At 36.8% G+C, this 26,158-nt stretch carries 21 protein-coding genes and 1 pseudogene; 2 read left to right on the top strand and 20 right to left on the bottom strand.

The genetic code is table 11. The annotated features are described in order from the left end of the window. Window positions 1-30 precede the first annotated feature (30 nt). The 16 genes and pseudogenes from ACYSNW_RS08250 to rpsL form a co-directional block, all read right to left on the bottom strand. Entirely contained in the window at window positions 31-783 is a 753-nt protein-coding gene (locus tag ACYSNW_RS08250) for a LytR/AlgR family response regulator transcription factor (protein WP_461744008.1), read from the bottom strand. Window positions 784-1,198: 415 nt separating this feature from the next. Then, window positions 1,199-2,341, bottom strand: a complete 1,143-nt coding sequence (locus ACYSNW_RS08245) for a DUF916 and DUF3324 domain-containing protein (protein ID WP_461744007.1) — start codon at window positions 2,339-2,341, stop codon at window positions 1,199-1,201. A 639-nt stretch (window positions 2,342-2,980) separates the two neighbouring features. After that, window positions 2,981-3,724: a WxL domain-containing protein gene (locus ACYSNW_RS08240; RefSeq protein WP_461744006.1), complete on the bottom strand. Its 744-nt coding sequence runs from the start codon at window positions 3,722-3,724 to the stop codon at window positions 2,981-2,983. 73 nt (window positions 3,725-3,797) lie between these two features. After that, a complete protein-coding gene (locus ACYSNW_RS08235; protein WP_461744005.1) occupies window positions 3,798-4,580 on the bottom strand; it encodes a WxL domain-containing protein in 783 nt (260 codons plus the stop codon). Between the two features lie 266 nt (window positions 4,581-4,846). Then, window positions 4,847-5,698, bottom strand: coding sequence for a WxL domain-containing protein (locus ACYSNW_RS08230; RefSeq protein WP_461744004.1), 852 nt, complete (start codon window positions 5,696-5,698; stop codon window positions 4,847-4,849). A gap of 24 nt (window positions 5,699-5,722) precedes the next feature. After that, on the bottom strand, window positions 5,723-6,538 hold the full coding sequence (locus tag ACYSNW_RS08225; RefSeq protein WP_461744003.1) for a WxL domain-containing protein: 816 nt from the start codon (window positions 6,536-6,538) through the stop codon (window positions 5,723-5,725). A 34-nt stretch (window positions 6,539-6,572) separates the two neighbouring features. Continuing rightward, a complete protein-coding gene (locus ACYSNW_RS08220; RefSeq protein ID WP_461744002.1) occupies window positions 6,573-6,920 on the bottom strand; it encodes an LPXTG cell wall anchor domain-containing protein in 348 nt (115 codons plus the stop codon). 11 nt (window positions 6,921-6,931) lie between these two features. Further along, window positions 6,932-11,476, bottom strand: a complete 4,545-nt coding sequence (locus tag ACYSNW_RS08215; RefSeq protein WP_461744001.1) for a hypothetical protein — start codon at window positions 11,474-11,476, stop codon at window positions 6,932-6,934. Window positions 11,477-11,620: 144 nt separating this feature from the next. Further along, complete coding sequence (locus ACYSNW_RS08210; protein ID WP_461744000.1) at window positions 11,621-12,280, bottom strand: winged helix-turn-helix domain-containing protein; 660 nt, start codon at window positions 12,278-12,280, stop codon at window positions 11,621-11,623. Window positions 12,281-12,502: 222 nt separating this feature from the next. Further along, complete coding sequence (locus ACYSNW_RS08205; protein WP_461743999.1) at window positions 12,503-13,612, bottom strand: tyrosine-type recombinase/integrase; 1,110 nt, start codon at window positions 13,610-13,612, stop codon at window positions 12,503-12,505. Between the two features lie 1,177 nt (window positions 13,613-14,789). Further along, window positions 14,790-14,885: a hypothetical protein gene (locus ACYSNW_RS08200; protein ID WP_461743998.1), complete on the bottom strand. Its 96-nt coding sequence runs from the start codon at window positions 14,883-14,885 to the stop codon at window positions 14,790-14,792. Window positions 14,886-14,973: 88 nt separating this feature from the next. After that, window positions 14,974-15,294 (bottom strand): annotated as a pseudogene (locus ACYSNW_RS08195) (helix-turn-helix transcriptional regulator). 104 nt (window positions 15,295-15,398) lie between these two features. Then, on the bottom strand, window positions 15,399-16,586 hold the full coding sequence (gene tuf / locus ACYSNW_RS08190; RefSeq protein WP_461743997.1) for an elongation factor Tu: 1,188 nt from the start codon (window positions 16,584-16,586) through the stop codon (window positions 15,399-15,401). Window positions 16,587-16,727: 141 nt separating this feature from the next. After that, the gene (gene fusA, locus ACYSNW_RS08185) at window positions 16,728-18,815 is read right to left on the bottom strand and encodes an elongation factor G (protein WP_461743996.1); all 2,088 of its coding nucleotides are present in this window, start codon (window positions 18,813-18,815) and stop codon (window positions 16,728-16,730) included. Window positions 18,816-18,897: 82 nt separating this feature from the next. Further along, window positions 18,898-19,368, bottom strand: coding sequence for a 30S ribosomal protein S7 (gene rpsG, locus ACYSNW_RS08180; RefSeq protein WP_461743995.1), 471 nt, complete (start codon window positions 19,366-19,368; stop codon window positions 18,898-18,900). A gap of 56 nt (window positions 19,369-19,424) precedes the next feature. Then, on the bottom strand, window positions 19,425-19,844 hold the full coding sequence (gene rpsL, locus ACYSNW_RS08175) for a 30S ribosomal protein S12 (protein ID WP_461743994.1): 420 nt from the start codon (window positions 19,842-19,844) through the stop codon (window positions 19,425-19,427). A gap of 343 nt (window positions 19,845-20,187) precedes the next feature. Here rpsL and rpiA point away from each other — a divergent pair, with 343 nt between their 5' ends. Further along, entirely contained in the window at window positions 20,188-20,871 is a 684-nt protein-coding gene (gene rpiA / locus ACYSNW_RS08170; RefSeq protein WP_461743993.1) for a ribose-5-phosphate isomerase RpiA, read from the top strand. A 248-nt stretch (window positions 20,872-21,119) separates the two neighbouring features. Beyond that, window positions 21,120-21,806, top strand: a complete 687-nt coding sequence (gene gpmA, locus ACYSNW_RS08165) for a 2,3-diphosphoglycerate-dependent phosphoglycerate mutase (RefSeq protein WP_461743992.1) — start codon at window positions 21,120-21,122, stop codon at window positions 21,804-21,806. 206 nt (window positions 21,807-22,012) lie between these two features. Here gpmA and ACYSNW_RS08160 read toward each other — a convergent pair whose 3' ends face one another. The 4 genes from ACYSNW_RS08160 to deoB all read right to left on the bottom strand — a co-directional run bounded on the left by ACYSNW_RS08160 (window position 22,013) and on the right by deoB (window position 26,107). After that, on the bottom strand, window positions 22,013-23,200 hold the full coding sequence (locus ACYSNW_RS08160) for an iron-containing alcohol dehydrogenase (protein ID WP_461743991.1): 1,188 nt from the start codon (window positions 23,198-23,200) through the stop codon (window positions 22,013-22,015). Window positions 23,201-23,366: 166 nt separating this feature from the next. Continuing rightward, window positions 23,367-24,080, bottom strand: coding sequence for a purine-nucleoside phosphorylase (deoD, locus tag ACYSNW_RS08155; RefSeq protein WP_461743990.1), 714 nt, complete (start codon window positions 24,078-24,080; stop codon window positions 23,367-23,369). 31 nt (window positions 24,081-24,111) lie between these two features. Further along, entirely contained in the window at window positions 24,112-24,930 is an 819-nt protein-coding gene (locus tag ACYSNW_RS08150) for a purine-nucleoside phosphorylase (protein WP_461743989.1), read from the bottom strand. A 10-nt stretch (window positions 24,931-24,940) separates the two neighbouring features. Continuing rightward, a complete protein-coding gene (gene deoB, locus ACYSNW_RS08145) occupies window positions 24,941-26,107 on the bottom strand; it encodes a phosphopentomutase (RefSeq protein ID WP_461743988.1) in 1,167 nt (388 codons plus the stop codon). Window positions 26,108-26,158: the final 51 nt, after the last annotated feature.

Here is a 26,158-nt window from a genome sequence, read left to right as displayed (position 1 = left end):
ATAAGCCATCCTCTCTTTCTCTACTCCTTCTCATAAAGCTTGTTTTAATTTATTAATAATTCTTGCACCTACTTCTAATTCATTCCCATCATCGAATATAATTATTCCTTCTGAGCGACTTAGAGATGAGATTCGTGTCAAATTAATGATAAATGAACGAAGATCTGTATACAAATATGGAACATTCACTTGTTTTTTCAATTTGTTGATCGTTCCTTCTACGATTTGCTCTGATTGACTCGTTTTAATGATTAGCATATTCCTCATAGTAGGTGCGGATTGAATAAATATAATATCTTTATATTTAATAAATATAATCTTTCCGAATTTCTTAAAAGAAATGTATTCATCCGTATTTTGTGTTCGATTAACTATTTCTTTTTTTATTGTAGTGAATATATTCTCAATGACTCGTTGATCCAATTCTGTTCCTTTTATTATATATGATAGAGCATTGATATTTTGATTAATGATTTCAATCGCTTTGTTCTCCATATTTGTTAAAAATACAATAAAACACTGTTTGTTTTTGCCTCGAATTTTTTTAGCGATTTCGATTCCAGAAAAATGCCTCTTCAAATCAATGTCAATAATAAAAATATCATTATCATCTATAACCATTTCGGCAATTTGTTCCGAAAAGAAAAAGTCGAGTTTTTCGATTGAAATAATATGTAATGCAGACTGAAATGACACCTCTTGAATTGAATAAATAAAGTTATGCAATTTTTTTCTATAAACAAACTCATCTTCTACTAAATAGACCCGTACGATATCAGACATGCTGAATCACCTCCATACGATAATTGTACAAACTCTCTTTCAAATAATAAAGTAAAACATTTTGAAATCAGTAAGAAAATGATCGACACTAGTTTCAAATAAATGTAAACATAGTATCTTATATTGAGATATTGTTTTCACTTCACAAAATAAGGCATAAATCACAAACAATTTTTTTCAAATTCTTGCGATTTATACCTTATTTTATAAAAAAGCTGAACCCTTCACCTATATAGTTAAAATTACTAGTTGTAAAGAAGAGGTTGATTTTACAGAAAATGACTAAGATAAAATTAGAAATTCTTGTTCATTCACCTCTTCCCTCTCGTCTTATAATTAATATCTGGGGAAGATATTATTCAAACATAATTTTCTTATTAAATAATCTACAAGTTTCTCTGTATTTCCATTAAATTCATTTGTTCGACTTATTTTTCTGACTAACTTGTTTTCCCTGCGAACCCTCATTCCTTCTTTTGACATTTTTACGGATACGCTTTGCCTTTTTTCGAGCTTCTTGTTTTCTCATTGCTTCTTGATGTTTTTTCTTTTGATACAAGATCCAAACAATCAATCCGATAATAATTATTGAAAGAACTACTCCACCAATAATTAAATATAGCATATAGTTATTTGATTCTTCTGCCAATTCTACTGCTTCGTCATTAAGCTTTTTCGCCTCTTCATTTTTAATTTCAAATTCCTTCTCAAATTCCCATTTCTCACCAGCTGCTTCTGCTGTCATTTTTAATACATATTTGCCTGCTCTAAATGGCTTATTCGTTGTCGGAATTCCATAATCAAAACTGGAGTTCGGTGCCATATTTAAGTTTTCTTGCTTATTATGATAAATTGGAGTTTCTTTATTACCACTAGCAAAAACATCTGCTGTTACTGTCATGTTTCCTAAAATACGTGTAGTTGGATTTTGTAAGGTCCCTAATACCGTATTCCGGTAATTTCTTTGACCAGCCTTAGCATCAATTAATTGTAAGTCTGGCGTTACTGGTTCATCGTTTTCGGATAAACGTACACCAATTACGTAAGCAAATTTATTTTCAATCTGCACACCTGATTCTTTAGTTCCCTTTGCGTCTTCATCTTTTTGTGAGAAGTGTAAGCCACCTAAAATAATTCCATTGAATGATTCTGAAGGAACATCAACTTGGACTTTAATTATTTTAGTTTCCTTCGATGCAAGTTTAATTTCTGGATCTACTTTTGATATTTTCGAAAAGGGAAACTTCAGTGTATTATCAAGTTTTGGATCTACTGTACCATAATCGATTACACCATTGTCGTTTGTGATTGCTGTATTGGAATTAATTAATACGGTAACCTCTTTATCAGTATTATTTTTTAATTCAACTTCTAGCTCTTCAACCTCACCCGGTTTAACACGTAAATCAAAATATGTTTTAGTTTTATCTACCTGATTTTCTGGTATTTTAGCTTCTACAGAAAAATTCATTTCTTCAGCCGAAGCAAGTTGACTCTCTCCAATTCCAAGAGAAATAAATCCCAAAATTGTTAAAATTGTTAATATTAATCGTTTCATATTGTTTTCTCCTTCTCTATTCAAATTAAACTTTCATTATTCAGCATATGTTTTAGTCATTTTACTCCGAGAACTTCTAATTTATTCGTAAATATTGTTATGTATTGTGCATTTTAGCATCTGGTCTTCCCACTCTCCTTTCTAAATCTACTAGTGATATACATTAGATATTTCTTTTAAATATTTAACTTGTAAGATCATATTACTATTTTCTAAAAATTGAAAATGGACATTGTAGCGTTTTCATTTCACTTTAGCATTTTATTTACATTTTTTTCTATAATAAATAATGGATAAAATAGCGATTTTTAACAATCTGATTTAGATTCTTCTTGTTACAAATAATTTCTTGGTATATCTCAGAAAGCAAGTTGGAATCCACGAAAGTTAAATGAACAACCTTCGTGAATTCCTCCCTAATGTTCTAATGTATTTGTTTTACATCGATATTATTAAAAAGCAAGAGAAAACAACTCCTACAGAAACACGCCAAAATCCACAAAAATTCAAATTGCTATTCTGAGGAGATGCGAGTTAACGTTACGTCGTGCCTAATTGACTATCGAAACTGAATATTTCATTGCACTCTCTACTTTCTACTTAGCTACACTCAGCCTTCTTTTAACTAATAAATCATGTTTATTGTTGAGGACTATCACTTAAAGTCCAAACAAGACTTGTTTTATAAAATCCCGCTACCTTTTTTGAATCGCCAGGAATTTTTAGTTGGATACTACTTTGAGCTTGCTGATTTGTTTCGCCAAAACGATCTATCCACGTACCCATACCATGGCCTGCTTTTGCTTCCATAACTAGCGCTTCTTGTCCAGCAGCTGTTAATGTAAATGTTGAATTAGTCGTTGGCGCTGTGTCAGCTTTTCCTGATTTAGCACTTAGCGTCGGATTAGTAAAAACTAGTTCCGTACCTGTTAAGCTATTACTTCCATTTTTAAAAGCGCCATTTTGCTTAACTGTTAAACGCCAGCCCACATTCGTTCCACGATTATCTGTGATTTGAATATAGTTTGGAACTTCGATAACACTTTCTTTGTCATCAATTACTTGATCTGGCTTCACTCGGTATACAGCATCGTTCCCTTGAGCTTTTTGATTGCCAAAGCGTAGATTGGAGACATAATTGATACTTAATGGCCCCTTAGTACTAGGAGGATGCGGATTTTCTTCCCCATCAATTTCTGGTACTGGTTTAACTGGCTTCGTTGGCTCTATTGGATTGACCGGAACTTCTGTTTCCGATCCATCATTTTTTTCAATGCTGATATACGCATTCGATTCAATACTTCCGCCATCTTCCGCAGAAGCTACTATAGGAATCAACGAAACAGCTAATAAACTTGTAGCAACTAGAAATCCTTTTTTCATTATTCCACTTCCCTTAAATAGAGAAAGAATAGAACTTGCATTCTATTGCTCTCTCCTAGATAGTCTTTTACTTTTATATAGTTGGTGTGTTGTACAAAGTCCATTCAATTTCAGCTGTGTATAGACCTGTTTCCTTTTTAACTGAACCTGGGATAGTTAAATAAACACTCTTTGCTGCATCACCTAATGTAGCTTTATCTGATTCTAAAAGAGTACCGTATAAAATATTCCATGTTCCCATACCATTTTTTTCATCAGCTTTAGCAATTACTTGAGCAGCATTTGTCGTTAAAACTGCTGGTTTAGAAACTGTAGGTTTAAAATTGGCATTATCAGCTGCTTGAGGTTGAGCCCAACCATTTTCCAATGTAATAGTACTTCCATTTAAAACAGATGCATTATTTGTAAACTGTTTGGAAATTTTTGCTGTTAAAATCCATCCAGCATTGTTTCCACGGTTATCTGTTACTTGCGCAAAGTTTGGACGTGCCTTCTCTCCGTCAACTACAAAGTTTGGTGCAGGTAATTTTGCTGTATAATTTTGCGTATTACCAGACATTTTAATTGTTCCAAAATCAAAAGCTGTTAATAAACTTAAACGTAATGATGTTTTTTGACCAGGATCAACAACGCCTGGTCCAGGCTTTTCTGGATTAATTTCACCGCCGTTATCTCCTCCATCTCCGCCACCTGGACCTACTGGCTTCTCTCCATCTTCACCACCGTTGTCTGCTTCTAATCTAACTGTTGCATCAGTTTTGGCTGTTGTTGGATAATTTTCTTCTGCTTGGACATTGTATCCGCCCAAAATGCTGGCGCTAATTAATCCGATTGCTACGATTCCTAGTTTCTTCATGATTCATTTCCTCCAAATATTTTATGACGTGGGCGAGACAATAGTAAAAAACACTTTTGTATTTATCCTTTAAAACCGAGCTAATGGTGGTGCAAAAGTAGCTCCTTTAGAAATAAGCTGAAATCCACCAAAAATTTGAAGAATAATTTTAGGAAATTCCTTCTTATTGCAATAAATAACGAAAAACGTAGTAATTCGGTGATGCATCGTACCTACTCGGTTCTCGGAGCTAACCGCTTTTGTCCCAACCTCAATATTTCAGTTATCTATTCAGATACTGGTCCGTCTGCTAGTGTCCAATTTAATGTAGATTTGTATGGTACATCAGCTTCTGGTTGAGCTTTCGCCGGAATATCCAACTTCACTCCAGTGTCTTTAACTAATGTTCCATATGTTTGAGTAGTTTGTTCTTCACTACCAAATTTCAATGACCATGAACCTGTTCCTGCTTTCGGTTTAGCGCTCATCAGTACATTAGAATCAGCTCCAAGAGTAAATTCATCCTTCAAAATACTCGGTGCAGTAACTTCAGCTGGGCCTTTAAGTCCCATATTATTTAGACTTAAAACAGCTCCTTTTAAGCTAACATCTTTACCAGCTTTATTTATACCTTCAAATGGCGTTGCTGTCACACTTAAATTCCAACCACTTAATTTTCCGCGGTTATCTACTACTTGAACAAAGTTAGGGATGTTTTTATAAATAGTTGTATCCTCATCTCCTTTTAGTTTCAAACCTAATTGCGTTCCTTTTGCCCATAAAGTCATACCATTACCGTTTAATTTAATTGGTTTAAATTTAGTAAAATTGAATCCATCTTCTCCGTCATCGTCTGCACGATCGTTGAAACGGAAATTGGAAACTATAGCGATATTAAAACTTGCTTTACCATCCCCTGTATTTCCATCAGTTTCCTTTTCGTCAATTTCACCTTCTTTGTTCCCACCGTCAGTTGGTGGGTCAACTGGTGGTTTTTCATCTGTATTGTTCGCTTCAAATAAAACTGTTGCTTCCGACTGTGCTTCTGGTGTTAGTTCATCTGCAAAAACCGCTGGTGTACCTAATGTTAATGCACTAAAACTGACAATTCCTAAACCTAATAAACTCATTTTCTTCATAATATTCTCTCCTGATTCTGATTTTTAGTTTTCTGGTGCAGTTTGTAATGTCCAAGTTAATGTTGAACGATAGTTTTTATTTGCTTTTGGTGTCGCTTTGACAGGGACAGATAATTCCACACCGGCTGACGCTTTTCCTGCATCTAATTTCAATGCTGTTCCGTCTTGTTCTGCCCCCCAGTTAATCGTCCAAGTTCCTTGACCTGTACCTTTTGCAGCACTTAATACAGTATATGGTGCATTAGTTCCTAAAATATCTACCCCTGTACTCATCGCTACTGGTGCCAATGGTGCATTTGTTGGATCACCAATCACCTGTGCATCGTTCAACGTAATCGCTGCTCCTGTCAACTCAGTCTCTGTCGCTACGCTGGCTTCATCTAATTCATAGAACGGCGTTCCTGTTACTAAAACATCCCAACCTGCGTTATTACCACGTGTATCTGTTACTTGAAGTAAGTTAGCCAAACCTGTTGTTGGTGCTGTTTCAGGTGTTGTGTTCCACGGAAGACTCGTTGCACCTGCGAAAGCTTTCATAGTTGAGCCGCCAATTTTAATTTCCCCAAACTTAAAGTGAGAAACCCAGTTGATATGGAATGATTTCTTCCCACTTCCCCCATTTCCTTCGCCACCTGGCTCTACCGGCTTCCCTGGTTCAGTCGGTTTGTTTGGATCTACAACTTCTGGACTGGTTGGATCTACTCCTTCATTATCTTCTACAAATTTTACATCTGCATTGGTTGAAGCCACAGAGTCATCTGCTGCTTGAGCCAATGGTGTTCCTAATGTGATTGCTGCAAAAGTGATTAGTCCTAAACTCATTAATTTCATTGATTTCATTGTATTATCTCTCCATTTGTTTTATTTTTATTTTTTATTTTGTCAGTTGTTTTTTTCTTCTTTTGTAGTAAAACAACATGAGCACTGTTCCAACCAAGAGAAGTCCTGCTAAGCTGATTCCTGCTGTTGCAAGTTCTCCGGTATTTAATAATTTGCCTACATTTCCACCAACTGGCTTAATTGTCGTTTGGAGTTCTTCTTTCGGCTTTTGACCATCTGGAATCTCTTCAGTGGCTTTTGGCGTGAAATTGTTTTCAAAATAAATACCTACCTGACTATCAATTTCAGCTGCTTCTGCTCCCAGCACAACACTTGGTGCCGACACTATGAGGAAGGCAGCGCTGAAGATGGTCAGTAAACAACTAATGATTTTTTTCTTCACATTTCTTCCTCCTAATTTGTCGGTGCATTCGTCAAGATTAAATCTATTCGACTGCTGTATGTCGCGTCCTTATCAATCGCTCCTGAAGGAACTTGTAAAGAGAATCCTTCATCTGCGTTCCAAGATACAAAGTTGTTTGCAACCGGTGCATCCTTTTGATAAATCGTTTGGAATGTGTCATTCAAACTTATTATTCCACTCGATTGTTTCAATTGAAGTGTTGCACCTTTCAGTTCTTTCACATTACCACCCGTTCCTGTTTGGAAAGGATTCTCCATTTTAGCTTGAATGGTCCAACCATTCTTCACCAATCGGCTATCCAAGACGGTGAAACCCCAATTAGGATCGGTTCGCTTGATTTCTTGAGTATGAGACTTAATAGTTTGGGTGCCAAAGCTCAATGGTGCCAGTGGTTCAACGATTTGTAGCTCTGGTCCTGAACCAATGAAAGTCACATTGTACGCATATTTCAAGTATTGATTACTTGAAGCACTCGTTGGTTCTGTCACGAAGACACTTCCTGTGTCTTCTTCTCCAACTGCTAAGTTTAATTTCGGATAAGTTTTAAATCCGGCAGAAGCTACTCTCGTATAATTCGATCCAGCTACACCTTCTGGAACCGAAAAGTATGAGTTAATACTTTGATAACTTGCATCATATCCAGCTTCAGAATCAGTTGCTTCAGCAGCAATCGAAATATCCTTAGCATCAAGTTGATTGAAGTATAGTGGTACAAATCCAGTTTTTGTCACAAGTACAAAAACTGTTTCATTATTTGGTACACCACTTAGTAATTGGGTTGGTCCTGCATTATTTGTATACATCGCACGTTGGCTATTTTGTACATAAAGACGAAGGACATCTCCATAATTAACTGATAATTTGCCGTTTGTACCAAAAGTATTAATTACTTGGGCAGGTGTTTGTGTTCCTAAACCTTGAACCGCAACTTCATTAACTGGGCTTGGTCCACCAGTTACTTCTTTGGCATTTCCAACACCAGTTGCTTGCCCGTTCATATCAATATGACTTACTTGATAGAAAGGTTCGTTACCTAAAGTTGTTGAAAGTGGAGTATTTTCATTCCCTGCTGGTAAATTTCCATAAGCAGAACTTAGATATGGCTTGTTATTATTATCCTCGTGAAGCGTCAATGCAAAACTTGATTGCCCACTTGGTGCAGTCACAGTGGTGTTACTCCCACCAAATGCAATAGCATTCCCCCAGCGAACCATAACTGGCACCTCAACATCAACCGAAGCGGAAGGATTTTGGTTATCTGTAACTTTGACCAGCATCGGCACTGTAATTATTGGTACTTTTGTTATGCGATCTGTTGCTGGCGCCTCAATTAATGTCACAGAATAATCAGTGATTTCAGTAACACCGTCTTTCACATTATTAACAGCTGCTTTTAATCGCGCCGCTGTCCAATAGTCCGCACCTGTTCCTAATGTCACCTCCTGCAAAACTCCAACAGCATCTAAGCCAGAACTAACTCCTATCTCTATTGTTGTTTGAGCTGTCATAGAACCTTTGGTTGCACGTATTGTTGCTGAATAGTTTCCAGGAGCAGATGATGGCGTTAGAGTAGTTGCTGTAACAGAGAGTGTAACATCTGTTGATAAGCCAGTAGTATTATCCCATCCAATAGCATTTGAATTTTTTAATATCATTTGTTTAATTTGGTCATCTGACACATTTGTTAGTCCGCTTTTTCTTATCATGAAACCATTTGCAGCAACAGTCAGACCAGTAGTTGGCGGTGCAACCGTTGTAACATTTAATGGCACTTCAATAGTTTTTGTCTGTGTCGGTTCATCGCTATCCGTCATACGAACCTTAACAAATTGTAGACCCGCTACAGACGTATCCGGAGTGCCGTCCACAAATTCGTAAATAGGTGTATTCCCAGGTAGAATAATTGGATCTTTCACTAATGATGCTGCTGTTTTTGTCCATGCGGTATTTTGTCTAATGGATTGCGCAATTGGTGTTGCGCCAAGATTATAGACATTAATATTCATAGCATAATCATTAGAAGGTAGTCCTTGCATTGGTCCAGGTGCTTCATTAATCGCAATCATTCCAGTTGGATAGGTTTTGATTGATCCAGATTGATCGTTCAGTGTAGCTGGTAAAGTATCTCTAGGGATAGACACATGTCCTGTTGCCGTTTTACTTGCATTAGAAGTAAACGGTTGGGTTGTCTCTTGTCCGTTTGGATAGGTTATATGAACTGTTCCATAGTCTGTAGCTGTTGGAATTCCACTTAACGTATAGTCTGTTTCAAAACTTGTTCGACCATCATTTGGATAAATATTCAATGATTTGGGCGTTGTGGTCAGTTCCATATACGGCAATTCATTTCCAGCAAAGACTTGGTAGCCAGTTTTCAAGGCACTATCCTGTGGAATGGATTTCCATGGTGCACCCAACTGATACGCACTATCCGTACCTGAAACAATTGCTACACCTGCACCAATATTTTGGCTCTCCGTTCCAGTTCTAGCAAAGTCATTCCCGAAATAATTGGTTCCTGCACTAACTCCGATGTCACGATAATTGCCTGCAATGTACTTCGTATAATCAGATAACCAATTCCCTTGCGTATCTTTTAAGCGAATTGTAAATCGTCGACCGCTTTGTGGCTCCATATAGAACCCACTATTGTTTCCCAATGAATAGATAGGTACGGTATCGTAAATGTAGTTCGTATCTACACTTTCCAGCATAGAGAAATTGCGAGCTTCTAATTGGAGATTATACATATTTAGTTCAACCGAAAAATTTAAATTTCGTGCTAAACTTAGATTGTAGACATACATAATTTGATTCGTTGTATCAATTAAAATTTGTTTAAGTTCGTTTCCTTTTCGTAAATAGTATTTAGATGTGATTGAACTGAAATTAGAAAATCCAAGCCCGTTAGTCCTAGCCCAAGCAGCTCCATAAAGTGGCCCAGTTCCTACACCTGGAATATCAGAGACCTGTCTAGCTACACTGTCATGAATATAGCCGTTTCCGTTAGCATCTCTGATTATAAAACCAATATCCGTCATTCCATCTTTATACCTTCCCGGGAAGTACAGTGTAGACTTATTGAGCGGATTTGTGATTACTCCATCCCCTGAACCAGCCGGAATGGTCTTCCACCCTTTGATTCCTTCTGAATCAAATACTTCATCTGGTGTCACCAATGTTTTGATGACAGAAGTTAACGTCTCTGTTCCTTTTGTAATAGTGACAGTTACGTCTCCGACACCCCGGGAATTTTGAGAAATAGTAGAACTTGTTACTCTAACATCTAAAGCTTCTCCCGTCGTAAGCTCCCACGCCTTAAGATTATATTTACTTGACAACAGATTTATAATTTGAGTTACTGTTTTCCCTTTAACTTCCGTTGCATTGAGCGAAGTCTGATCGTAGCTCAGTCCAACTTTCCCGTTAATTGTTAACGATTGATCTGGTTCCGTAACGGTAATTGGAATGGGAATAATTGTATTAAATTGTGGATTGGCTTTGTCCGTCATTTTTACATAACCCCAATGGAAACCTACCTCACTTGATTTAAAGGTATTAACTGGCGTAGTTGGTTCTCCATCAACTGTCACCCACTCGTACGTTGCATTAGCAGCTGTGGTACTTGTTACAGTGCGATAGCCACTAAATAAGTTCGCACCATTGGTCCCCATATCTAGGGGAGTATCTGTCCCTACTGTAAAATAGTAGGGTGTCTTAACATTCGCTCCAAAAACAATCACTGTTTTACTCGTTGTTCCTGACGTGCCTTCAAAATTAACACTGTATGTTGCTGTGTAAGTTCCTACCGCATTATTTTGTGTCGTTGTAGCAGAAACGTTTGTATCCACTGGTTCTCCAGTACTTAAGTCCCATGCATGTGCATTTGTTTTCGTCTTGATTAACTCTTTCAGTTCATCATTGCTTTTACCAGCTGTTTCACTTGGATATAGAATGATTTGTCCGTTGAACATATCCGTTTGAAGCGCGACCTTATTAGACACTAGAAGAGTTGTATTGCTGTTTGTAACAGTTACTGGAATCGGTACGCGAATACTGGTCAAATTATACATTTCGGTGATTTCAACATAAATCGTTTGAAAGCCCGCCTCTGCACTACTCGGTATAAATGATTCGCCAGATTCTGTCACATAGTCCCAAACAATTCCGTACCCTGGTTGAGGAATCACAAGTCCTGTTACTAGCTTGTTTAATTCAGTTTGTGAACTACCCGCTGTTGGAAATGCTGCATTTTGCTGTAACGTGAAAACTTTCGGTTCAGCTTTTAAACCTTCTTCATTAGAAATACGTGGCATTGGTTGCACTTCACGATTAATTGGCGAGGTAACTTCATCTTTCTGTTCCGATTGTATTTCCTCAATCGACTGTTCTTTTTCTTCTGTTTTTGTTTCTTCATTCGGTGCTGCTAAGAGCTTTGTTGTTCGCAGTTGCCAAACTCCTGCCATCCCTAAGAAAATTGAAAGTGTAATTATTATTAATAGAGTTTTCTTAAGTTTGATACTTCTCTGTTTCATTATTTTTGTTCACCTCCCATATATTTTCCTGTCTTTTTTTGAAAACTCATGTTTTGACTCACCTCCTCAAGGCAAGGTGGTTTAAATTCGATCAATCATGTCTCCTCCTCAAATTTTTTATACGTTACGCTACTGCTAGCATCACTAAGTAGCTGTCAGCATATATCCTTTAGAGCGAACAGTAATTACATTTATAGCACTCTCTTTTACTTTCTTTCTTAAAAGAAATGCTAAATTAGCAATTCGATATTGTTGATCGTCAACGCTATTTTCCCAAATATATTTACGAATTTCTTCATAACTGACTACATTTTCAATGTTTTGATATAAAAGCTCGATAAATTGAAATTCCAATTTGGTTAATCGAATTGGTTCATCATTGACAATCAGGCTCATACTATTTGAATCAAACTCAATTGTTAGCTTCTGATCTTTAGGTCTGTTCTTGATCCTCTTTAGTCCACTTAAAAGCAAGGAAGCTACCTCGTCTGGTTCACTTTCTTTCCCTGCTAGACCGTCAATGCCAAGTTTCGCATAAATTTTTCTATTTAGTTTTGGCAATTGTTCAGAAACAATCCAAATCAATGTTTCAGAATGATTTCGGACATAAACTAGTAACTCACAAATCATTTCCGTGAACTTATTTTCGTCATCTTGAATAACTATTGCGTCGAATAGACTCATTTCTTTAAGATCTATTTGGTCATAGTCAAATTTTTGTACATTATAAAAAGTATTCTCCAATGCACTAGCGTGATCTTTATCTAAATTAGTACTTAGCGGTAAATATCCAATTGTATACATAAATTTTTCCTCATTTCGATTCCTTTGATTATTTTTTCAATTATTTTATTTTCTATGTTAAAATAGAGTTGTGCGTGTATTTGGCGCTTTTTTTCTTTAAAAAATTCTCGCTAATAAACATCTCAAATGCAATTAATTCAAGATACCATTTGCTTTATCCTATATTTCATCTGCGTTTATTTCAGTGTTGACGGCTTTGTTGACGGCTTCTCTTAAAAAAAATTAGATGCTCAAGCTTTTATCTACTTTTTTTAAAGCCGATTGTCTACTTTCCCATAAGGAATCTGTGTATGTGTCGAGTGTCATCTTTACTGAAGAATGTCCCAAAATTTTGCTTAGGGTTGCAATATCCGCGCCCTTTTCAAGACATCTCGTTGCAAATGTGTGTCGTAAACTATGAAAGCTGATTGAATTAATTCCAGATTGTTTAAGAACTTTTTTAAAACGATAGCTGATAATTCTTGGTTCTGTAAAATCTCCTTTGCAATTGACTACATAGTTTCCAGTCGCAGTCAGCTTCTTGCTATGAAGGTATTTTTTTAGATTGGTTGAAAGAGGAATTGCTCGCAATGATGTTTGCGTTTTTGGCAGATCAATCAGTATTTCTGTTTTACCCACCATTGTGGTTGACGGAATTCTAGAGATGGTACGACGCACATAAATAATATTTTCGACCCAATCAATATCTGTCCAACGCAACCCGCTAATTTCACCGATTCTCATTCCTGTGTACAAAGCAATAATAATTGCTGAGCTTTCCTCTTCTAAAAGAGCAGCCTGTTCTAGTTTTCTCTGATCTTTTTCAGAAAGCGCACGGACTAATGATTTTTGAGCAGATGGTAATAGTAAATGTTTGCATGGATTTTGATAAATTTTCTCTTCCCGAACGGCTTCTTTAATGGCGCTCTTCAGCAAATTTACTATATTTTGAATAGTACTATTCGATAACTGATTTGATGCCAAGTAACGAATGAAAGCTTCAATATCTTGTCTTTTTAGGTCTTTCAGTAGGATGTTCCTGAAAAATGGAATGATATGCTTCTCTGATTTTCCTCTATAATTTGAGTATGTCGATAGCTTAATCGTGTCCTTTATCGAATGTTCTAACCAATAAATCATCCATTCGGCTACTGTACCGTAATAATTATATTCATCTTGACTCAAGGTGAGATATTGCGCTTTTTTAATGGAGAGTTTTTCCTTTACTTCGGAATAACATTTTCCATAAACATAACCATATATGATCCGGCCTTGCTCGTTTCTGTTTTTTGTGAAACGACCTTCCCAACGCCCATCTTTTCGTTTATATATATTTTCGCCTTTTTTTACCAAGATGCTCACTCCAATTCATATGAAATTTGACGGTTATGTTGACGGCTAGTAGCTTCTAATTGAAGCGAATAAATCAATTATCGATTTAATATACTCTATTTTTTTCTTTTTTTTATCAAAAAATTTAAGTTTCAGCGAAAAACATGATAGAAAATAAACTAGACTAGCTTATTTAAATAAGGTACAATCAATTCAGTCAAATAATGTTATCTATTTTTATATCTTGAATTAATTGCATTTGAGATATTATTTCTTTTTTATCCTACGTTATTCACAATCATCAATATATAAAACAAGCTTCTTTTGATAAATGATCGTTATTTTCTCAAGATGTTTTTATGTAAATCAAGCTTGTAAAGTAATATTACTATATAAGAAAAAGGCAAATCGCAAATTAAAGCGCTTTCTTTTTACATTGAAGCATTTTTTTGTATAAATCTTCATTATAATATATATATTGCTTATGCAATCAAGGATATTGGAGCTTTTTAGATAGTTTTTATAAGAAGAAAGGCAATCATTTTTATAAGAACTTACGAAAATCAGATTCTTAGAGTTCTTACGACACAGACTTTTTTTGATTTTAATATTTTATGATAGAATTTAAAACTGATTTTGAGCAATGAACTTTGGGTCGTTGTTTTGCTTTCACCTTCCCCACATCAAATCATCCTTGACGTTTTTTCTCATAAGACTTTCCGCTATTCTTCATCATCTTTTTTCTCGGAACATGTTCAAGAATATAAAATATTCGCCTATTTTTCTTACGCTCGAGAAATTTTCGATTGTGGAATTCTAAGAAATCAACCCCTATAATAAGTTGTTCGCCCGATTTCTCGATACTTTTTTCACAGGAATTTAGTCATAGGATTTTACCTGTAACTGCAACAAATAGAAAATATAGTATAGTAAAAGCTGAAAGAATAGATTTCGCTTTGAATCATTCCAGAAAATAAGTAATCATAATTACTAGAACAGGAAGAACTGTTGTACAGAGTAGCCTCGTTTGGAACGTAATGACTTTTTTCGCCATTTCTGCATGAGAAGTTGCATCATTGAAAATCACGTTCTCATTCTCTACTTCAGATTTCTTCTTTCTGAAATAATACCAATTACCAAATTTATAAAAATAATCTCAACCACAGTTTTCAAAAAGCTGAACGTATTCCTCTGTGCCTTAATCTTCTTGTTTAAAATCTAATTGATAGACATAATCTACGGGCTCACATTTTTCAAAAGTATATATGCTAAAAGGTACTTTGAGTTCAGTCATTTTCCAACCTTTTTATATTGTTCTTGTAGATACGCTTCTTCTAAGTAGTCAGCAAAATTAGACTTTTTTATTTTTTCATATACTCCATTTATTTATCCCCCACATTATTTCTATATAGTGTCGCAATATAATGGATTTCATGAATTAATATTTCTTCTTTAAGTTCCGTAATTAAATAGCTTTTCCTCCAATTCTCTTCTTTTGTCGTCCGAATCAATCCCTCTTTTTCATTTTACTGAGCCTTCCAAACATCGTTCCAGCGCTGATGACTATTTCTCCATTTTAGTTGGGTAATACTATAACCATGACGTTCCTTCCATAATGAAAATAAAATATAAAAAAATGTTTCAGTCATTGGGATATAGATTCTTTTAAGTTTATTTTCCACCTCTTTATATCGCCATTCCATAAGTCAAGGTCTTTTTACACAAAAAAAGCTGAAGGGAAATCCCTTCAGCTTACGTCTGAGTACATCGATCGTAATCGATTTTGTTACTTTATATTAATCTGTAATTATTTTACGATTTCAGATACAACGCCTGAACCAACAGTACGTCCGCCTTCACGAATAGAGAAACGAGTTCCGTCTTCGATAGCGATTGGGTGAATTAATTCAACGTCCATAGCAACGTTATCACCAGGCATTACCATTTCAGTACCTTCTGGTAATTCTACAACACCAGTTACGTCAGTTGTACGGAAGTAGAACTGAGGGCGGTAGTTAGTGAAGAAAGGAGTGTGACGTCCACCTTCTTCTTTTGATAATACGTAAACTTCAGCTTTAAATTTTGTGTGTGGAGTGATTGAAGCAGGTTTTGCTAATACTTGTCCACGTTCGATATCTTCACGTGCAACACCACGTAATAAAGCACCAATGTTGTCGCCAGCTTCAGCGTAATCTAATAATTTACGGAACATTTCAACACCAGTAACTGTTGTTTTAGCAGTTTCTTCTTTAATACCAACGATTTCAATTTCGTCTCCAACGCGAACTTCTCCACGTTCAACACGACCAGTCGCAACTGTTCCACGTCCAGTGATTGAGAATACATCCTCAACTGGCATCATGAATGGTTTGTCAGTATCACGTTCTGGAGTTGGGATATATTCGTCAACTGCAGTCATTAATTCCATGATTTTTTCTTCATAAGAAGCGTCGCCTTCTAATGCTTTCAAAGCAGAACCAGCGATTACAGGAGTATCATCACCTGGGAAGTCATATTCAGATAATAAATCACGAACTTCCATTTCTACTAATTCTAATAATTCTTCGTCATCTACCATATCCATTTTGTTTAAGAAAACAACGATGTATGGTACACCAACGTTACGTGATAACAAGATGTGCTCACGAGTTTGAGGCATAGGGCCATCAGCAGCAGATACTACTAAAATCGCTCCATCCATTTGTGCCGCACCAGTGATCATATTTTTAACGTAATCCGCGTGTCCTGGGCAGTCAACGTGCGCATAGTGACGTACGTCAGTTTCATATTCGATATGAGAAGTGTTGATAGTGATTCCACGTTCTTTTTCTTCTGGAGCGTTATCAATATCAGCGTATGAAGCAGCATCTCCGCCACCGTGTTTAGCTAACACAGTTGCAATTGCAGCAGTTAATGTAGTTTTACCATGGTCAACGTGTCCAATAGTACCAATGTTTACATGGGGTTTAGAACGGTCAAATTTTTCTTTAGCCATTTTAAATGTTCCTCCTAAAATATATGATTTTATTTTTTATTTGATAGGCAGTTTAGGCAACTGACTGATCATCTTTACCTATTTTACATGAAATCTTCAGAAAAGCATAGTCCAAAATATATGAATTCATATGCAAAAATATTAAGCGTTGTTTCCACCATTTTTCTTAATGATTTCTTCTTGTACAGATTTTGGTACATCTTCATAGTGATCAAATACCATCATGAATGTACCACGGCCTTGAGTTGCTGAACGTAATGTTGTGGCATAACCAAACATTTCAGCCAAAGGAACCATCGCATTAACGATTTGTGAATTCCCGTGAGCTTCCATTCCTTCAACACGGCCACGACGACTTGTAACGTGTCCCATGATATCACCTAAGTAATCTTCTGGTACAGTAATCGTTACTTTCATCATTGGTTCAAGAATTACCGGATTTGCTTTCTTAGAAGCTGCACGCAACGCCATAGAAGCCGCTACACGGAAGGCAGTTTCATTCGAATCGACATCATGGTAAGAACCATCGTAAAGTTTTGCTTTAATATCTACTAACGGGTAACCAGCAAGAACACCATTGTTCATAGCTTCTTCTAGTCCTTTTTCAACTGCTGGAATGTATTCACGAGGAACCACACCACCGACAATTGCGTTTTCGAATTCAAAGCCTTTACCTTCTTCATTTGGTGTAAATTCAACCCAGACATGTCCGTATTGACCTTTACCACCAGACTGACGTACAAATTTTCCTTCTGCCTGAGTAACAGGAGCACGGAAAGTTTCACGGTAAGATACTTGAGGTGCACCAACGTTTGCTTCAACCTTGAACTCACGTCTCATACGGTCTACTAATACGTCTAAGTGCAATTCGCCCATACCAGAGATAACTGTTTCACCAGTTTCAACGTTTGTTTCAACGCGGAATGACGGATCTTCTTCAGCAAGTTTTTGCAAAGCAACACCCATTTTATCTTGGTCAGCTTTTGATTTAGGTTCAACAGCAACTTGGATAACCGGTTCAGGGAACTCGATTGATTCAAGGATAACCGGCGCGTCAATCGCACACAATGTATCCCCAGTTGTTGTATCTTTCAAACCAACGGCTGCAGCAATATCACCTGAGAATACTTTATCAATTTCTTGACGAGTATTCGCATGCATTTGTAGGATACGACCAATACGTTCTTTTTTGTCTTTAGATGCGTTCAATACATATGAACCACTTTCAAGGACACCAGAATATACACGGAAGAAAGTTAGACGACCAACGAACGGGTCAGTCATTACTTTAAATGCTAATGAAGCAAAAGGTGCTTCGTCATCAGCAGGACGAGTAGTTTCTTCGTCTGTTTTAGTATCGATCCCTTTGATTGCTTCAATATCAAGTGGTGATGGTAGGTAATCAAGAACGGCATCAAGCATTAATTGAACACCTTTGTTTTTGAAAGCTGAACCAGCCATTACTGGGAAGAATTCAACGTTAATCGTTGCTTGACGGATACCCGCTTTTAATTCTTCAATAGTAATTTCTTCACCTTCAAGATATTTCATCATTAGATCTTCATCAGTTTCAGCAACTGCTTCAACTAATTTTTCACGCCATTCAACCGCTTGATCCATATATTCTTCAGGAATTTCAGTCTCTTGGATATCCGTCCCTAAATCATTTGTATAGATTTCAGCTTTCATCGTGATTAAATCAATGATTCCAGTAAAGTTATCTTCTGCACCAATTGGTAATTGGATTGGATGAGCATTTGCTTGTAAACGATCATGTAATGAGTTTACAGAGTATAAGAAATCCGCTCCAATTTTATCCATTTTATTACAGAAAACAACACGTGGAACTTTATATTCAGTAGCTTGACGCCAAACTGTTTCAGTTTGAGGTTCAACACCAGATTGTGAATCAAGAACAGTAACCGCACCATCTAATACACGTAAAGAACGTTGAACTTCAATAGTGAAATCCACGTGTCCTGGCGTGTCGATGATGTTTACTCGGTATCCTTTCCATTGTGCAGTTGTTGCTGCAGACGTAATCGTGATCCCACGTTCTTGTTCTTGTTCCATCCAGTCCATTTGTGAAGCACCTTCGTGTGTTTCACCAATTTTATGGATTTTACCAGTATAATAAAGGATACGCTCAGTTGTTGTTGTTTTACCAGCATCAACGTGGGCCATGATTCCAATATTACGAGTTTTTTCTAACGAAAATTCTCTTGCCATTTCAGGTTTTTCTCCTCTCTTTATTCAAATCGATTAATTGATAACTTTCTGCCGCAACGTTAAGTTACATGCAGAGAGGATTTTACCAACGATAATGTGCAAATGCACGGTTAGCATCAGCCATTTTATGTGTGTCTTCACGTTTTTTAACTGAAGCACCAGTATTATTAGCTGCATCCATGATTTCTTTCGCTAAGCGTTGCTCCATTGTATGTTCACCGCGTAGGCGAGCATAGTTAACAACCCAACGTAAGCCTAATGTTGTACGACGTTCTGGACGAACTTCAACGGGCACTTGATAGTTAGAACCACCAACACGGCGAGCTTTAACTTCTAAGACAGGCATAACGTTTTTCATTGCTTGCTCGAAAACTTCCAATGGATCGTTACCTGTAGATTCTTTGATGATATCAAATGAATTATAGATAATATTTGATGCAATCCCGCGTTTACCATCAACCATTACACGGTTGATTAAGCGAGTTACTAATTTTGAGTTATAAATTGGATCTGGTAAAACATCACGTTTTGCAACAGGACCTTTACGTGGCATCCGTAACTCCTCCTTCCGAACTATTCTTTTTTATATACTAGAGTATGATTGTCAAATTATTTTGCAGCTTTAGGTCTTTTAGTACCATATTTAGAGCGGCTTTGTTTACGATCTGTAACACCAGCTGTATCAAGCGCACCACGAACGATATGGTAACGAACCCCTGGTAAGTCTTTTACACGTCCACCACGTAGTAATACCACGCTATGTTCTTGTAAGTTGTGACCGATACCTGGAATATAAGCTGTAACTTCAATCAAGTTAGACAAACGAACACGAGCATATTTACGTAAAGCCGAGTTCGGTTTTTTAGGTGTCATTGTTCCGACACGTGTACAAACCCCACGTTTTTGTGGAGAATTTACGTCTGTTTGAGATTTTTTAAAGCTATTATATCCTTTGTTTAACGCAGGTGAGTTAGATTTCTCTACCTTTGATTTACGAGGTTTACGTACTAATTGATTAATTGTAGGCATTCCTTGTTTTCCTCCTTCCTTCATTTCGCGTCTAGTTCCACACATCCAGGTGGTTCTTTTTACGCGATAAAAAAATAATGCAATCTTTGCACTCTTTATCAAAATATGCTTTGATAGACAGTCAGCACGTCTCCAACGAGAGACCTGTAGATAAAGCACCTTTGATAGGATAGCACGCCTATTTTCATTTGTCAAGCATCCATTGATTTTTTATGCTCTTGAAATAGGATGCTTTTAGTTAAAGCAGAATTCTTTTGCTCCTTCCTTTAAAACTTTCTATCTTTTTTTGCTGAATAACGGTACAATTACCTTGATTATAGTTACGTTTAGGAGGAGCAAAAAAATGAACCTGAAGCAAATGGCTGGTATTGAAGCCGCAAAATATGTCAAAGATGGTATGATTGTTGGTCTAGGAACCGGATCAACAGCAAAATACATGGTTGATGAAATCGGACGCCGCGTAAACGAAGAAGGTTTGTCAATTACAGGAGTTACGACTTCAAAAGAAACGGAACGTCAAGCACTAGCTTTGAATATCCCTTTAAAAGGAATTGATGAAGTTCCTTATGTTGATCTTACAATTGATGGTGCAGATGAGATTAGTGATGATTTTCAAGGTATCAAAGGTGGCGGCGCGGCGTTATTGTTCGAGAAAATTGTTGCTACGTATTCTAAAAAATGTATTTGGATTGTCGATGATTCTAAACTAGTTCATAAACTCGGGGCTTTCCCACTTCCTGTTGAGGTCATTCCTTATGGACATCAGCAATTACTACACTTATTTGAAGAAAAAGGATTTGCTCCTACCCTTAGAACGGTTGAAGCTACTGGAGATACGCTCGTTACAGATGGCGGCCATAATATTATCGATCTTCATTTAAAAGAAATTCAAGATCCAGTTGCTTTAGGAGCTTATTTAGACAATCTAGTTGGCGTCGTAGAACATGGCTTATTTTTAAATACTGTCTCTACAGTTATCATCGGTGGAACTGAGGGTCCAAAAACAATTCAAGTACCAAATCGTTAAACATAATCTTCAATAAAAAATAAGTTGGAATCTACAAAAATCGGTTATTTGATTGACGTAAATTTCAGCTTTTTTTCTTCTTTAGCTCAAAACTAGATTAGGTAAAACTCTATCTATTTATAGCAATAGTCACTTCTTTCTCATTCTCAGGCATTTCTTAATTTTTATTGGAATTATCATTCAAAACGTTGTACAATAGAAAAGGAAATGAAATTTTCAGAAACTATACACTCAAAGGAGAGTTATACATGCCAAAATTAGTTTTTTCAAGACATGGACTAAGCGAATGGAATGCGCTAAACCAATTTACTGGTTGGGCTGATGTTGATTTAGCACCACAAGGAATTGAGGAAGCACAAGCTGGAGGACGTAAAATCAAAGAAGCTGGAATCGAATTCGATGTAGCTTATACTTCTGTTTTAACACGTGCCATCAAAACTTGTAACCTACTTTTAGAATACTCTGATCAATTATGGGTACCACAAATTAAATCTTGGCGTTTAAACGAACGTCATTATGGTAAATTACAAGGCTTGAACAAAAAAGAAACAGCTGAAAAATACGGAGATGACCAAGTACACATCTGGCGTCGTTCTTATGATACTTTACCACCATTGATGGAAGCAAATGATGAAGGTTCAGCAGCTAACGATCGTCGTTACGCTATGTTAGACCAACGCGATGTTCCAGGAGGAGAGAACTTAAAAGTGACTCTTGAACGTGCATTACCATTTTGGCAAGATCAAATCGCTCCTGCTTTATTAGATAATAAAACAGTTTTAGTTGCTGCACATGGCAACTCACTACGTGCTTTAGCTAAACACATCGAAGGAATTTCTGATGAAGATATCATGGATCTTGAGATCCCAACAGGTCAACCACTTGTTTATGAATTAAACGATGACTTGACTGTCGCTAAAAAATACTACTTATAAGAAAAAAAGTTCTAGGTAACAGAAGTTCTCTTCTGAAACCTAGAGCTTTTCTTTTTTCTATTATCATAAGCGATTGGTTTATGACCTAGATGGACGGCCTAAAACAATCAAAATCTCGGCAATTTCCTAAACGTCATTCATTGCACAGAACGCAATAATTGAAGTTTCGTCCAATTGCTCGATTCTAATCGATTGGTTTATGACCTCTAAACAAAACTAGATTCATCCAGACAAGCGCGATAAATCGCTTCGACATCTTTTTTAGCTAACGGAACATAAGCATCGGTTTCGATTGTACTATGGTCAACAGCTTGTTGCGCCATTTCAGCAAATTTCTCTTCGTTAATCCCTACTTCTGGCAAAGTCATTGGAATATCACACGCTTTAAAGAAATCATACGTTGCTTGAATCCCTTTCTTAGCCGCTTGCCACTGATCTTTATCCGTAATACCCCAAACATTTTCAGCAAATTGAACAAATTTATCTAACGTCCCCTCTGACAAGGCATATTCCATCCAACGTGGCGTTAGGATTGCTAAGCCAACTCCATGAGTAATATCATAAAAAGCACTCAACTCGTGTTCCATTGCATGGCAAGACCAAGCACCAGTTTTCCCGCTACCAGTCAAACCATTCAAGGCCAAGCTACTTGCCCACATTAAGTTAGCCCGTGCATCATAATTTTCAGGTTGTTCTAAAGCAACTGGACAATTTTTGATTACCGTACGCATTAAACCTTCTGAAACAAAATCTTGGACATCAGTACCTACCGTTGGTTTAAAGTAATTTTCAAATAAATGACTCAAAATATCTGCAGAGCCAGCTGCTGTTTGATTTTTTGGTACAGTAAACGTATTTTGAGGGTCCAAGAAAGAAACTTTCGGAACCATTGAAGGTCCACCCATTCCTAATTTCTGATTCGTTGCTAAATTTGTAATCACAGCACCTGCGTTCATTTCGCTTCCTGTAGCCGCTAAAGTTAAGATTGTTACCAACGGAACGGCTTCACCACCATATCCTTTAGCTAAAACGAGATCCCAAGCATCTTCTTTTGCATAAACACCTGCAGCAATTACTTTTGAACAATCAATCGTTGAACCACCGCCAACAGCTAAGATGACATCAACATCATGTTCTTTACATAACTCAATCCCTTTACGCACCGTTTCAATTCTTGGATTTGGTTCTACTCCACTAAGCTCTACAACAGTGTTTTGGTTTTTTCCCAATAAATCAAGGACTTGATTATAAAGCCCATTTTTCTTGATACTTCCTCCACCATAAACTAATAAGACTGACTTACCGAAAGTATTTAAAACAGTTGTTAGTTCAGTTGTTAAACGATTTTTCCCAAAACGAATATCTGTTGGTACATAAAAACGAAAATTTTCCATTATTTTCCCTCCAAAATAGCAATAATTTATTTCTTCATTTATCATCATATACCTTTTTGTCTCGATACGCTAGAAATCGATTTTCCGCGCCTATGAATTTTGATCATTAAAAAAAGCTCTGAACAAAACAAAAATAGTTTCGAACAGAACTTTTTAAGATTAACTTTTATTCATACGAATGAATCGCAGTTTCTAACCCAACTTCAATCATATCATTGAACGTTGTTTGGCGTTCTTCAGCCGTTGTTTCTTCGCCTGTGACTAAGCTATCACTAACCGTCATAATCGCTAACGCTTGTACATCAAATTTAGCAGCTAAATAATAAAGAGCAGCTGCTTCCATTTCGATTGCTAACACGCCTAATTTCCCAAGTTTAAAGACTTCATCCATACTGTCTTTATAGAAAACATCATCAGACAATACATTCCCCACATGAGTGTTGAAGCCTTTTTCTTTCGCAGTCGTATATGATTTCAATAGTAAATCAAAATCCGCGATTTGTGGAAAGTCATATTTTGGAAAGTCATTGCGAATCATTGATGATGGAGTCGCCGCAGCTTGGGCTAAAACTAGGTCACGGATACCAACCTTTTCAGAAATCGAACCGCAAGTTCCAACACGAATCAATTTTTTCACCCCATAAGATTGGACTAATTCATGACCATAAATCATCGCAGAAGGCATTCCCATTCCAGTTCCTTGTACAGAAACACGTTCGCCTTTATACGTTCCAGTATAACCCAACATTCCTCGAACTTGATTATAGCAAACGGGATTTTCTAAAAATGTTTCCGCAATATATTTGGCACGTAACGGATCACCTGGTAATAATATTTTATCAGCAATTTCGCCTTGTTTTGCTTCAATATGAACGCTCATTTTCGTAACTCCTTTTATACTGTTTTTTAGTTTATAATTCAGCTAATGTATCTTTGACTAATTTTTTAAAGTCTTCTTTGACACGTTGCGTTGTTTCAACCACTTCTTTATGGTTTAAATTACTTTGCATACCCGCAGCTAAATTAGTAATACATGAAATTCCTAGAACTTTCATACCGCCATGAGCTGCAACGATTACTTCAGCAACGGTTGACATTCCCACTGCATCAGCACCCATTGTACGTGACATACGGATTTCCGCAGGTGTTTCATACGTTGGACCAGAGTAGCCCATATAAACACCTTCTCTAAGAACCATTCCTTGTTTTTCCGCTACCTTTTTTGCAACTTCTTGATAGGCAGGTGTATAAGCATGACTCATATCTGGGAATCGCGGACCAAAATCTTCGTCATTTTCACCGATTAGTGGATTATCTCCTGTAAAGTTGATATGATCAGTGATTAACATCAAGTTTCCTGGAGTAAAGTTTTCATTTACACCGCCAGCGGCATTCGTCACGATGACTGAATGAATCCCTAACGCTTGCATTACACGAACGGGATACGTTACCGTTTGCATCGAATGACCTTCATAATAATGGAAACGACCTTGCATCGCCAATACTTTTTTGCCAGCTAACGTTCCGTAAACTAATTGTCCAGCGTGACCAACAACTGTCGATACTGGAAAATGAGGAACTTCTGAAAAAGGAATTGCTACTGGCGCTTCGATTTCATCAGCTAATTCACCTAAGCCTGAACCTAAGATTAAGCCAAAATCAACCGTCCCCACTCCTTTTTCTTTTAATAATGCAATTGTCTCATCTAGCTGTTCTCTCAATTTTGTCATTTTAATCCTCCTATTTTAATTGCGCTAAAAAGCTTGTACCATTTTCTGTTTTTGGTACTTCAAAGTTTTCTGCAATCGTTGCAGAAATATCTGCGTAATATCCTTGTGGTAAAGCTCCGTGTTCGTTCATTTTTTTACTATAAACTAACAGTGGAACATATTCTCTTGTATGATCTGTTCCTGGGAAAGTCGGATCGTTTCCATGATCGGCCGTAATCATTAACAAATCATCTTCATCCATCGCATCAATGATTTCAGGAATTCGTAAGTCAAAATCTTCAATGGCGTGAGCATAACCAACCACGTCACGGCGGTGACCGTACAACGCATCGAAATCAACTAAATTAGTAAAACTCAATCCGGTAAAGTCTTTTTTCATCACATTCAATAATTGATCGACACCATCCATATTACTTTTCGTACGAACAAATTCGGTAATTCCTTGACCATTGAAAATATCATTGATTTTTCCAACTGCGATAACGTCTTTACCGTTTTCTTTCAATGAATCTAACACCGTATGGCCAAAAGGATCCAAAGCATAGTCATGACGATTACTAGTACGAGTGAAATTACCTGGTTCGCCAAGGTATGGGCGAGCAATAATACGACCAATCATATAAGGATCGTCTTTCGTGATTTCACGAACATATTCACAAATACGATAAAGTTCTTCCAAAGGAATAATTTCTTCATGCGCTGCGATTTGCAATACAGGATCAGCTGATGTATAAACAATCAAGTCGCCCGTTTTCATTTGATGTTCACCAAAGTCATCAATAACTGCAGTCCCACTATAAGGTTTGTTACAGACAATTTTACGTCCTGAAAAATCTTCAATTTTCTTTAATAATTCTTCTGGGAAGCCATCAGGGAAAACACGAAATGGCGTTTGAATATTCAAGCCCATAATTTCCCAATGTCCTGTCATTGTATCTTTACCTACAGATACTTCTTCTAATTTAGTTGCATAACCGTCATGACCTTCAACAGCCTTTACTTCATGTAAGGGTGCAATCGTTCCTAAACCAAGTTTTTCAAGGTGTGGAATTGTCAACCCAGCTTCTTTTGCGATGTGGCCTAATGTATCACTGCCGACATCTCCAAATTTTTCAGCATCAGGTGCTTCACCAATACCGACTGAATCCATTACAATCAAATGTACACGTTTAAACATAATCATCCTTCTTTCTTTCAGATTTGTTTATTTATATTTTAGAAAAATAAC

The sequence above is a fragment of the Enterococcus sp. LJL99 genome (assembly GCF_054871725.1).
This window is presented reverse-complemented; position numbering and strand designations above follow the sequence as displayed.